The sequence below is a fragment of the Pseudomonas sp. 10S4 genome, from assembly GCF_034344865.1.
Classification (GTDB): domain Bacteria; phylum Pseudomonadota; class Gammaproteobacteria; order Pseudomonadales; family Pseudomonadaceae; genus Aquipseudomonas.
Window position 1 is genome coordinate 603,538 of record NZ_CP133774.1, and the last position, 12,894, is coordinate 616,431.

General features: G+C 60.0%; 6 protein-coding genes and 1 pseudogene. 4 read left to right on the plus strand and 3 right to left on the minus strand.

Annotated elements, in window-relative coordinates; translation table 11 throughout:
• Positions 1 to 142 precede the first annotated feature (142 nt).
• From RHM58_RS02820 to RHM58_RS02835, 4 genes and pseudogenes are all read left to right on the plus strand, one after another.
• Positions 143 to 2,602, plus strand: a complete 2,460-nt coding sequence (locus RHM58_RS02820; protein WP_322270805.1) for a calcium-binding protein — start codon at positions 143 to 145, stop codon at positions 2,600 to 2,602.
• Positions 2,488 to 3,267 (plus strand): annotated as a pseudogene (locus RHM58_RS02825) (calcium-binding protein); the annotation flags it as partial. The gene RHM58_RS02820 and the pseudogene RHM58_RS02825, both read left to right, overlap by 115 nt.
• 187 nt (positions 3,268 to 3,454) lie before the next feature.
• On the plus strand, positions 3,455 to 5,050 hold the full coding sequence (locus RHM58_RS02830) for a calcium-binding protein (RefSeq protein ID WP_322269619.1): 1,596 nt from the start codon (positions 3,455 to 3,457) through the stop codon (positions 5,048 to 5,050).
• 8 nt (positions 5,051 to 5,058) lie between these two features.
• On the plus strand, positions 5,059 to 6,441 hold the full coding sequence (locus RHM58_RS02835; protein WP_322269620.1) for a calcium-binding protein: 1,383 nt from the start codon (positions 5,059 to 5,061) through the stop codon (positions 6,439 to 6,441).
• 110 nt (positions 6,442 to 6,551) lie between these two features.
• On the opposite strand, the gene RHM58_RS02840 is transcribed toward RHM58_RS02835, so the two are convergent.
• From RHM58_RS02840 to RHM58_RS02850, 3 genes are all read right to left on the minus strand, one after another.
• A complete protein-coding gene (locus RHM58_RS02840; protein WP_322269621.1) occupies positions 6,552 to 9,290 on the minus strand; it encodes a LuxR C-terminal-related transcriptional regulator in 2,739 nt (912 codons plus the stop codon).
• 307 nt (positions 9,291 to 9,597) lie between these two features.
• On the minus strand, positions 9,598 to 10,962 hold the full coding sequence (locus RHM58_RS02845; protein ID WP_201206597.1) for a DUF1329 domain-containing protein: 1,365 nt from the start codon (positions 10,960 to 10,962) through the stop codon (positions 9,598 to 9,600).
• Between the two features lie 28 nt (positions 10,963 to 10,990).
• Complete coding sequence (locus RHM58_RS02850; protein WP_201206599.1) at positions 10,991 to 12,880, minus strand: DUF1302 domain-containing protein; 1,890 nt, start codon at positions 12,878 to 12,880, stop codon at positions 10,991 to 10,993.
• Positions 12,881 to 12,894 lie beyond the last annotated feature (14 nt).

Genomic DNA, 12,894 nt, shown 5'->3' on the forward strand with positions numbered 1-12,894 from the left:
TCTCAAGCATCCGTTCTCCGCCAGTTCATCAAACAGCACAATTCTCGACCCGGCGCTGGACGATGTCCGTTACACGGTCATGAGCTACCACAACAATTACTCCTATCAGCCGACGACGCCGATGGTGCTGGACATCCTCGCCATGCAGGCGCTGTACGGCGCCAACACCCACTGGCAAACCGGTGACAACGTTTATAGCTGGAAAGCCTATCAACCGGTTTTCGAGACCATCTGGGATGCTGGCGGCAACGACACGATCGATGCGAGCAGTCAGGCGGACAGGGTCGAGATTAATTTGAATGAGGGTGCGTACAGCACCATCGGCCTGCCTATTCTCACGGGTGGATCCACCTTCAACAGTGGCCTGGCGATTGCCTACGGCGCCAAGATAGAAAATGCCATTGGCTCGAACTACAACGACGTACTGCGCGGCAATGACCTGGATAACGTCCTGAATGGCGGAACCGGTGCGGACTCGATGTATGGCGGTGCCGGCAACGACACTTACTATGTCGACAACCGGGATGACAGAATCTTCGAGACCGGAACCGCGGCCAGCGAAATCGATTCGGTTTTTTCCACGGTCACCTACAACCTGCAGTTAAACCCGAACGTGGAAAACCTGACGCTGCAAACCAGCGCCAATATCGATGGTTATGGCAACGCGTCGAACAACGTGATCACCGGTAACGCCGGCAACAACATCCTCGATGGTGGCGAAGGGGCCGACACACTGATTGGCGGTGCTGGCAACGACACGTACGTAGTCGACAACCTCGGTGATGTCATTCTCGAGACCAGTACCGTCGGCGGCGAGATCGACACCGTACGCACATCGGTGAGCTGGACGCTGGGCGACAACCTGGAAAATCTTGAGCTCAGCGGCAGCGCCAACATCAATGCCGTGGGCAACAGCCAGAATAACGTCCTGACCGGTAACGCCGGCAGCAACGTGCTCGACGGTCAGGGCGGCCTGGACACCATGATCGGGGGTGCTGGTAACGACGCTTACGTCATCGACCAAGTCGCCGAGCTGAATCTGGTAAAAGAAAACGCCAATGAGGGCAGCGACACCCTGATCCTCAACTATGGCGTGCAAAGCAACACGCTCATCGATTTGAACAGCAGCACACTGACCAACTTCGAAAACGTCACCCTGAAAGGTGCGGGCGCCTTTGATGTGTTGGGCAACGGTCAAGACAACATCCTGATCGGTAACACCTTCGCCAACAACCTGCAGGGTGGTGCAGGCAACGACATGCTGGATGGCGGCGACGGAGTCGACACCCTGATCGGCGGCACGGGCAACGACACCTATGTGATCAACAGCCTGGACGATACGCTGGTCGAACAGGCAAACGAAGGTCGTGACCTGGTACGCACCTCTGTCAGCTACACCCTCGGCGCCAACTTCGAGGATGGAGAACTGCTGGGCAGCGCCGCGCTGAACCTCACCGGCAATGAACTGAACAACGTTCTGATCGGCAACTCGGGCGATAACATCCTTGATGGCGGTCTGGGTGCCGACACAATGATCGGCGGCGACGGCAATGACACCTACATTGTCGATAACACCAGTGACGTCATCGTCGAAGGCTGGTTCAACGACTACGATCATGTCTACGCGTCTGCAAACTTCACTCTGGATATCAACCTCGAAGCGCTGACGCTCACCGGCACCGGTAGCATCAACGGTACGGGTAATTACAGCGCAAACAACATCCACGGCAACATCGGCAACAACATCCTTGATGGCGGCGCCGGGGCGGATACGCTTTCGGGACTCGCCGGCGATGACACCTACATTGTCGACGACATCAACGACCAGGTGATCGAGTCAGCCAACGAAGGCCATGATCAGGTACGTACATCGATCAGCTACACCTTGGCCGCCAACGTCGAAGACGGCGTGCTGCTGGGTAATGCGGCAATCAACCTCGACGGCAACAGTCTCGACAACGTGTTGACCGGCAACAGCGGCGACAACACCCTCAACGGCAGCTATGGTGCCGACACCATGATCGGTGGCGACGGCGTCGACACCTACTACGTCGACAACATCGGCGATGTGGTCATCGAAACCGATGCTTCGCTGACCGCGCTCGACCGGGTGTTCTCGTCCATCGACTACACCCTCGGCGCCAATGTCGAGAACCTGATTCTCGTCGGCAGCGCCAACCTCAACGGCACCGGCAACGCGGTCAACAACCGCATGACCGGTAACGATGGCGCCAACACCCTCGACGGCGGTCTCGGTGCCGACACCCTGATCGGTGGCTTGGGCAACGACACCTACATCGTCGACAACCTCGGCGACACCATCACCGAAACCAGCACCCTGGCCGGCGAAACCGACACCGTGCGCTCCTCGGTCAGTTGGACGCTGGGCGCCAACCTGGAAAACCTCTTCCTCTCCGGCAGCGACAACCTCAATGGCGGGTCGGCAACAGCCAGAACAACGTGCTGGTCGGCAACAGCGGCAACAACGTACTCAGCGGTGGTGCCGGCGACGACACCCTCGACGGTGGCGTGGGTGCCGATGCCATGGTCGGCGGCGACGGCATCGACACTTACTACGTCGATAACGTCGGCGATCTGGTGATCGAAACCGATGCTTCGCTGACCGCGCTCGACCGGGTGTTCTCGTCCATCGACTACACCCTCGGCGCCAACGTCGAGAACCTGATCCTTATCGGCAGCGCCAACCTCAACGGCACCGGCAACGCGGTCAACAACCGCATGACCGGTAACGATGGCGCCAACATCCTCGACGGTGGCCTGGGTGCCGACACCCTGATCGGTGGCCTGGGCAACGACACCTACATCGTCGATAACCTCGGCGACACCATCACCGAGACCAGCACCCTGGCCAGCGAGATCGACACCGTGCATTCCTCGGTGGACTGGACGCTGGGCGCCAACCTGGAAAACCTGGTGTTGACCGGCAACGCCATCAACGGCACCGGCAACGAACTGAATAACAGCCTGATCGGCAACGCCGGGGCCAACACCCTCAATGGCGGTCTCGGTGCCGATACCATGATCGGTGGCGACGGCGTCGACACCTACTACGTCGATAACGTCGGCGATGTGGTCATCGAAACCGATGCTTCGCTGACCGCGCTCGACCGGGTGTTCTCGTCCATCGACTACACCCTCGGCGCCAATGTCGAGAACCTGATTCTCGTCGGCAGCGCCAACCTCAACGGCACCGGCAACGCGGTCAACAACCGCATGACCGGTAACGATGGCGCCAACACCCTCGACGGCGGTCTCGGTGCCGACACCCTGATCGGTGGCTTGGGCAACGACACCTACATCGTCGACAACCTCGGCGACACCATCACCGAAACCAGCACCCTGGCCGGCGAAACCGACACCGTGCGTTCCTCGGTCAGTTGGACGCTGGGCGCCAACCTGGAAAACCTCTTCCTCTCCGGCAGCGACAACCTCAATGGCGGGTGGCAACAGCCAGAACAACGTGCTGGTCGGCAACAGCGGCAACAACGTACTCAGCGGTGGTGCCGGCGACGACACCCTCGACGGTGGCGTGGGTGCCGATGCCATGGTCGGCGGCGACGGCATCGACACTTACTACGTCGATAACGTCGGCGATCTGGTGATCGAAACCGATGCTTCGCTGACCGCGCTCGACCGGGTGTTCTCGTCCATCGACTACACCCTCGGCGCCAACGTCGAGAACCTGATCCTTATCGGCAGCGCCAACCTCAACGGCACCGGCACCGCGGTCAACAACCGCATGACCGGTAACGATGGCGACAACATCCTCGACGGTGGCCTGGGTGCCGACACCCTGATCGGTGGCCTGGGCAACGACACCTACATCGTCGACAACCTCGGCGACTCCATCACCGAGACCAGCACCCTGGCCAGCGAGATCGACACCGTGCATTCCTCGGTGGACTGGACGCTGGGCGCCAACCTGGAAAACCTGGTGTTGACCGGCAACGCCATCAACGGCACCGGTAACGAACTGAACAACAGCCTGACCGGCAACGCCGGGGCCAACACCCTCGATGGCGGTCTCGGTGCCGACACCATGATCGGTGGCGACGGCGTCGACACCTACTACGTCGACAACATCGGCGATGTGGTCATCGAAACCGATGCTTCGCTGACCGCGCTCGACCGGGTGTTCTCGTCCATCGACTACACCCTCGGCGCCAATGTCGAGAACCTGATCCTTATCGGCAATGCCATCAATGGCACCGGCAACGCAGCAAACAACCGCATGACCGGTAACGCCGCAGCCAACACCCTCGATGGCGGTCTCGGCGCCGATACCATGATCGGTGGCGACGGTGTCGACACCTACTACGTCGACAACGTCGGCGATGTCGTGGTCGAAACCGATGCTTCGCTGACCGCACTCGACCGAGTGTTCTCGTCCATCGACTACACCCTCGGCGCCAACGTCGAGAACCTGATCCTTATCGGCAATGCCATCAATGGCACCGGCAATGAACTGAACAACCGCATGACCGGCAACGATGGCGCCAATACCCTCGACGGCGGCCTCGGTGCCGACACCCTGATCGGCGGTCTGGGCAACGATACCTACATCGTCGACAACCTCGGCGACTCCATCACCGAGACCAGCACCCTGGCCAGCGAGATCGACACCGTGCATTCCTCGGTGGACTGGACGCTGGGCGCCAACCTGGAAAACCTGGTGTTGACCGGCAACGCCATCAACGGCACCGGCAACGAACTGAATAACAGCCTGATCGGCAACGCCGGGGCCAACACCCTCAATGGCGGTCTCGGTGCCGATACCATGATCGGTGGCGACGGCGTCGACACTTACTACGTCGATAACGTCGGCGATCTGGTCATCGAAACCGACGCTTCGCTGACCGCACTCGACCGGGTGTTCTCGTCCATCGACTACACCCTCGGCGCCAACGTCGAGAACCTGATCCTTATCGGCAATGCCAACCTCAACGGCACCGGCAACGCGGTCAACAACCGCATGACCGGTAACGATGGCGCCAACAGCCTCGACGGCGGCCTGGGCCCGACACCCTGATCGGTGGCTTGGGCAACGACACCTACATCGTCGACAACCTCGGCGACACCATCACCGAAACCAGCACCCTGACCAGCGAGATCGACACTGTGCGTTCCTCGGTGGACTGGACGCTGGGCGCCAACCTGGAAAACCTGTTCCTCACCGGTAGCGACAACCTCAGCGGTACCGGCAACAGTCAAAGTAACTTTCTGATAGGCAACAGCGGCAACAACACGCTCAGCGGTGGTGCCGGCAACGACACGATTGACGGCGGCATCGGCGCCGACACCATGATCGGTGGCGACGGCGTCGACACCTACTACGTCGATAACACCGGCGACGTGGTGATCGAAACCGATACTTCGCTGACTGCACTCGACCGGGTGTTCTCGTCCATCGACTACACCCTCGGCGCTAACGTCGAGGACCTGACCCTCATCGGCAGCGCCAACCTCAACGGCACCGGCAACGCCGTCAACAACCACATGACCGGTAACGATGGCGCCAACATCCTCGACGGTGGGCTGGGTGCCGACACCCTGATCGGCGGCCTGGGCAACGACACCTACATCGTCGACAACCTCGGCGACACCATCACCGAAACCAGCACCCTGACCAGCGAGATCGACACCGTGCGTTCATCGATCAGCTGGACGCTGGGCGATAACCTTGAAAACCTGGTATTGACCGGCAGCGAGGGCCTGCGTGGCACCGGCAACGATCTGAACAACGTGCTGATCGGTAATAGCGGCAACAACCGGCTCACCGGTGGTGCCGGTGATGACACGCTTGATGGAGGCGCTGGCGCCGACCTCATGATGGGAGGCGACGGCGCAGACACCTACTACGTCGACGACGAATCCGACTTTGTTTTCGAAACCGGATCCTCGCTGACCGAGCACGACCGAGTATTCTCGTCCATCGACTACAGCCTCCAGTCCAACCTCGAGGACCTTCTACTCCTCGGCAGCGGCAACCTTAACGGCACCGGCAACGACGTGGCCAACCTCATGACAGGCAACACCGGCAACAACACCCTCGACGGTGGTCTGGGCAACGACACCCTGATCGGAGGCCTGGGCAAGGACACATTGATCGGCGGCGGTGGCGCAGATACGTTTGTGTTCAATGCCTGGAACGAAACGGGCGTTGGCAACCTGCGCGATGTCATCACCGATTTCAGCAGCCTGCAGGGCGACAAGATTGATCTGACGCAGTTTGATGCCAACCTGCTTAATGCTGGCGTCAACAGCTTTACTTTCATCGGTGCCAATGACTTCACCGGAGCCGGCCAACTGCGCTTCGTCGACCATGTACTGTCGGGTAATGTCAGCGGCAATGTCGGCGCGGACTTCGAAATCCAGTTAGTCGGTGTCAACGCCTTCACTGCTCAGGATCTGGTGGCTTGACGGGTTCGTTGCAACAGTAAATCCCCGCCTGTAAAGCAGACCGGGTGAACAAACAAAAACGCCCCGACTGGTTCGGGGCGTTTTTTATTTGTAATCGCGCAACGTGTCAGTTAGCCCAACACGCCCAATTCCTTGGCCCGCGCCACCGCCTGGGTTCTGCGCTCAACCCCAAGCTTGCTGTTGATATGACTGGCGTGGGTCTTCACCGTATGCAGCGAGATAAACAGCTGATCGCTGATTTCCTGGTTTGAGCAACCTTGGGCGATCAGTCTTAAAACCGCCAGTTCTCGCACGCTGAGCTGCTCTGTCGCGTGGGATGACTCCAGAATCGGGAGGGCAGACGAAACCGGAAGCTTTTCTTCAAGACTCTGTGAAACAGCCGTTGCCGCACAGGATAGAAGTTGCCCGCGCAGCCAGTCCGGATGTTCGGCCAACAACCCATCAAACGGTTGCAGCACACCACCGGCCGCCGCCTCCAGTGCCTGAGCCAATGCCTTGCGTGCTTCAGGCTCACGCCCACTCGCCAGCAACAACATAATTTTCTGCGTCAGCGCCATCACACAGAGCATCTGCCGCCCCGTCTGCTGCCCATGCTCAAGCAACGCATTCAAACGCCCCTCGGCCAGCATCGGCTGCCCCTGAATCACCTCAAGCAAGGCTTGTTGCAACTCGATGTGCAGCGGCAGTTGTGGATGGAATTCCGGCGGCGCGGCGGCGCGTTCACCGTTGTAGGTCTGGCCCAATCGCGCGAGCCAGGCTTCGGCCAGATCGGTGCGGCCCTGAGCCAGCCAGAGTTCGCATTTGACCAGGGTGATCATCGCCAGGTAATAGATCGGCGGGACATCCCAGATGTGCATCAACCGTTCGGCTTCGGCCAGTTCGGCAAAGGCTTTGGCGAACTCGCCGCTGCTGCCCTCGAGCCTGGCGATCACACAGTGGCCGATCAATACACTGATGTCGCGACAGGCCCGCGCTTCGCTCAAACCGGCCTGCAAACGTAACCGAGCGGCGTCCGGCTGCAAGCGCAGCGCCAGCAGAAAACCCTCGTACAAGATCAAACGGGCGCGCACCGCATACAACCGTTGCGGCGACAACCCGTGCAGGCGTTGCAGCCCCTGACGGACCTCATCGAGCGAGCGCAGGATCTCCCCGCGCGCCTGCAACACGCGGGCGCGGTCGTAATGGGCCAAGGCCTCGAACAACGGATTGCCGACGCGCTGCGCCAACTCCAGGGACTCGCGATTCAGGCCCCGGGCGCGCCACAAGTCGCCATCGGCAATCGCCAGGTTGGACAAGGTAGAGAGGCACATCAGGCGCTGGCCGTAACGTTTGGCGGGCAGGCTTTCCAGCGCTTCGCTGCAATAGAGCAGCGTCAGTTCACGATTGCCGCGTCCACGGGCGATGATGCCGCTCAGGGCCAGCCATTGCGCCAGCATGGACTTCTGCGCCGTGGCCGACGGCGCTGGCAGGAAACGGCTCAAGTGATTGGCCAGCTCCTCGGCAGCGTCCAACTGGCAGGCCAGCCCCAGCGCCCAGCTATAAAGCACGATCAGCCGTGGCGTGCTAATCAGCAGGCTGTCGGGCAAGTCCATTTTCCAGCGCAGCAGCATGCCGACGTTTTGCTCCGCCAGCAGCTGTTCTTCCGAAAGGTTTTGCACCAGGTTCGCCGCGACATCCAGGTGCCCGGCGCGCAAGGCCTGCTCTACCGCCTCATCGAGCAATCCCTGGGCGTTGAACCAGCGGCAGGCACGCAAATGCAGGCTGGCGGCCGGCACCAGGGCCTGAGTCGTGGGCCGCGTGCGCAGCAAGTCGGAAAACAAGTGGTGATAACGGTACCAGTGACCGTGCTCGTCCAACGGCACCAGAAAAATCTGATGGGCCAACAGGAAACGCAGGATCTCGGCGCTGTCATGTGCCTCGCGCACGGCGTCGCACAACTCGCTGCAAAAGCGCTCCTGAGGCGCGGTGTCATAGAGGAATGCCTGCACTTCGGCGGGCAAACAATCGATGACTTCTTCCAGCAAGTAATCGCGGATCAGCCCTTCCCCGCCGTGCAGCGACTGCGGCAACGCGCCATCGCTGCCGACTTCGGACGCCGCCAGCAGCCAGAAGCGCAGGCCGGCCACCCAGCCTTCGCTGCGCAGGATCAGGCTTTCCAGCGCCTCCCCGCGCAATGAACTGCTATGGCGATCCAGCAGGGTCAGGGCTTCGTCACGGGTCAGTCGCAGGTCTTGCTCATGCAGTTCGAGCAGTTGCCGCGACAGCCGCAGTCGCGCCAGGTGCCAGTCAGGACGTTGCCGACTGGTGACCATGACCAGCAGGCCATCGGGGAGGTGATTGAGGAAAAATTGCAGGCAGCGATCGAGCACCGGTCCCTGGGCCAAATGGTAGTCATCCAGCACCAGCAGCAATGGCGTACTCGGCGACAGGTGCACGGCCAGCTCATCCAGCAAACCGTCCAGCCATTCTTCGAAGGCGAAGGGTTGATGGCGCTGACGCATTTTCAGCAGCCCGAGCGCCTTGCTGCCCAGTTGCGGAAAAAAGTCCTGAAGGCCTTCGAGCAGACGCTCGAGGAAACGCCCCGGATCGTTGTCCCGCGGGCTCAATCCCAGCCAAAGACTTTGCCAATGAGCCGGCAGGCTCTGACAGAACTCCACTGCCAACGAACTCTTGCCGAACCCCGCCGGGGCGCTGACCAGCAGCAACCGGCCACCCAGCCCCGCACCCAGGCGTTCGCACAGGCGAGGTCGCAGCACATGGCCGTCAGGCAACGGGGGCCGGAAGAAACGCCCGTCCAATGCCGCGACGGCGACGGTTGCAGGACCCGGAAGTGGGGACAGATCAGTCATGGCCGGCTCTTGTTTGAATTGCTGTTGGCGGCGTTGCAGATGTCCGCAGACTAGCGGTAAACGGAGCGGTATTGAAGGTTGTTGCTACAAATGGCTACAAAAAGAATACAACCAAAGGTGTCAGGCTTTTGATACATCCGTATCAGTGAAAAGATCGCAGCCTTCGGCAGCTCCATGGGATCGGCGTATACCCGTAGGAGCTGCCGAAGGCTCGGGCCGCGTTCGGACGATCTTTTGATGTTTTTCCCCAAAAAAACGCCCCGAACCAGTCGGGGCGTTTTTCGAGGATGCGGCCTCTGATTACTGCTTAGCGAATACCATCCTGACCCAGGTTGCCCGGCTGGAATTCACTTTTGCTGGCAGAGAAGCCGAAGTCATACGCCTGTTTCTCTTCGTTCTTCATGCCCAGTGCCAGGTAGCGGCCCGATTGCAGGTCGTACAGGACTTCCAGCGCATACCACGGCACTTGCTTGTCGTAGTAATCCTCGGCATGGGCTTCGGCCACGCGCCACAGCTGACCACGACCGTCGTAATGGTCGATGACCGCTGCCTGCCAGGTGTCTTCGTCGATGAAGAAGTCACGTTTGGCATAGATATGACGCTGACCTGGCTTCAAGGTCGCCACCACATGCCAGACCCGGCGCAGCTCGTAACGCGTCAGGTCCTGGTTGATATGGCCGGCCTTGATGATGTCGGTGTACTTGAGAGTCGGCGAATCGATCTTGTAGCTGTCGGAGGCAATGTACATCTCCTTCTTGCCTTCGAGCGCCCAGTCATAACGATCCGGTGCGCCGTTGTACATGTCCAGGTTGTCGGAGGTGCGCAGGCCATCCGCGGCAGTGCCCGGGCCGTCATAGGACACTTGCGGTGCCTGACGCACACGGCGCTGGCCAGTGGCGTAAACCCAGGCCTTGCGAGGTTCCTTCACTTGGTCAAGGGTCTCATGCACCAGCAGCACGGTACCTGCCAGACGGGCCGGCGCGGTCACTTTCTGCTTGAAGTAGAACAGGACGTTGCCCGGATTTTTCGGGTCGTAGTCCTTCATCTTGTCGCGGAACACGAACTGATCCTGGAAATACACCAGGCTGAACGAGCCATTGGTCTGTGGCGTCGCCTGGGTCACGAGGCGGGTCACGCTGCCACCGCGATAGCGGGTGATGTGGTTCCAGATGACTTCCAGACCGGTTTTCGGGATCGGGAACGGTACGGCGGTTTCGAAGTTTTCCAGGCCGTTGCCACCGGCGACCAGGTTGGTGGTCGTGGCGTTCTTTTTGATGGCGGCAAACACGTCATCCGGCACGGTGGCGCCGCGATGGGACGGATAGACCGGCATTTTGAACGTGTCCGGGTAGCGCTTGAACATCGCGTACTGGCCCGGTGCAAGCTTGTCCTTATATTGGTCAACGTTTTGTGCGGTGATGGTGAACAGCGGTTTTTCGCTGGCGTAAGGGTCGGACAGGAAGCCTTTGCTGTCGACCGTGCCGGCATTTTTCGGCAGCGGTTTCCAGGCCGGGATCGAACCGTCGGCGTTACCCGCCATCTCGGCCCCCATCGGCGTCAGGCTTTTGCCCAGCTTGTCGGCTTCGGCAGCAGGAACCGCCGCCATGACCGCGCTGGCCAGCAGCGAAAGCCCCAGAACACCGGCGTGGAACAGACTCTTTGTTATTTTCATATGTGTGTTCGTCCTGAAAAAACTGTGCTTAGAAGTTCACGCCGACGCTGAGGGCAACGAAGTCGCGATCATCCACCGTGCTGTAGTCGCCACCAAAGAAGTTGGTGTAGTTCAGACTCGCTGTGTAGGTGTTCTGGTATTCGGCATCGAGCCCAAGGCTGATTGCCTTGCGACCTTCTTCGAAGTTGCCGCCTGGGCCTGGTGAGTAACCCTTGACGTCATGGGACCAGGCCACGTTCGGCTTCAGGTTCACGCCGGCAAACACGTCGCTGTAATCCCAGATGGCGCGACCGCGATAGCCCCACGAAGTAGCCGTGGTAAAACCATCGTTGTTGCAATTGCTGCTTTGGTTGCTGGTCGATGCACCCGCACCGGCACCTGCGATGGTGGAGGCGTTGAGGATCTGCGAGCAAGTGTTGAGGCCACCGGTAGACGGCAGTTCACCCGGACCGAAGACCGGATCGCGGCCATAACGGGCATCGGACTTGCTTTCCAGACCGCCGACGTGGGTCACGCCGACTTCACCGACCAGGGTCAGACGGTTGGCGCCCATGACCTGATCGAAGAAATGCGTGAACGTCGTCTGGAACTGGGTGATTTCCTTGCGGTTATAGCCGTGCAGATCCTGACCGGGGACGCCGCTGAGAATCGACGCATTGGTCAGCGCACCGCCCAACGGACGCACACCGGCGAACAGAATGTCGGTGGAGTTCAACTGCACCGGCGCATTCGGCCGGTAGCTGATCTCACCGCTCCACGCCGTACCGGTAGGCAGGGTGGTGGAGAAGCTCAAACCATACAGACGAATGTCTTCTGGGTACTCGATGAAGTATTCCGAGTTACCCGCAACCACCAAAGGCCCCAGTGCCTGGAACGGGCCTGGCAGTGCCTTGACGCCGTTATAGACCGACTGTGGCGCACCCGTGGCGCTGAAGATCGGCGCACGGCTGTGGTAGTTCATGAAGTAGGCACCGAATTCGGTGGCCAGCGGATCGAACATGTACTTGGCGGCAACACCAAACTGCCCACTGTCCCGCGCGTTGCGGTTAGGGGCGCGGCGCACCAGAACGCCTTCGTCGTTGACGTCGACATTGGCAGCGGCCAATGGACCGAGCGCCACGCCTGGAATCGTCGAACTCTTGTTCAGTACCCGCAGGTTGTCATCGCAACCGGTGGTCACGATGTCGGGCTGAGAGAAAAACGTGCCGCAGTTATCGGTGACGGTCTTTTGCCAGTCAAGCTGATAGAAGCCCTCGGCCGACAGGTTTTCGGTAAGGCTCTGGGACACGTAGAACATGTTGACCGGGATCAGGCCTTCCTTGATCTCGGCACCTGGACGACGGAACGCGGACACGTCGATCGGGTTGATCGAGTTGATACCGCCGCCAATGAAAGTACTTTCACCCCAGTTCACAACCTGCTTGCCCAGACGCACCGAACCCGGCTCATCGGCAATGGAGTAGTTGTGGTAAATGAAGGCGTCGAGGATCTGGCCGCCCGATGACTTGGCCGCTTCATCCCGGTGATCGTTGCTGACGTTCTTGAATTCCAGGTCCTGGTTTTGCAGCGCGAAGTCGTACCAGTATTTGCCCCGCACGAACACGCCGGTATCGCCGTATTTCAATTCAAGGTCATGGATGCCTTTGAAGATCTTCGAGAAGGCTTGCCCGCTCTTGAAGTTCGCGTGACCGTCATCGGAGGTTTGGGACAAGCCCTTGCCACCGTTGTTGACACCAATAAGGTCCTTGTTCGGCTGCTGGGTCGAAACACTCATGCCCAGGGAGAGCGACGAGTCGAACTGACCTTCGATTTCACCGATATTGAAACTGACGCCGAATGCGGGCCCGGCGAGCGTAGAAGCAAGACTGACCGCCAGCGGCAATTTCGCCCGGCGCCAGAACTGGTTTACTGATGTCATCGACGCTACTCCAT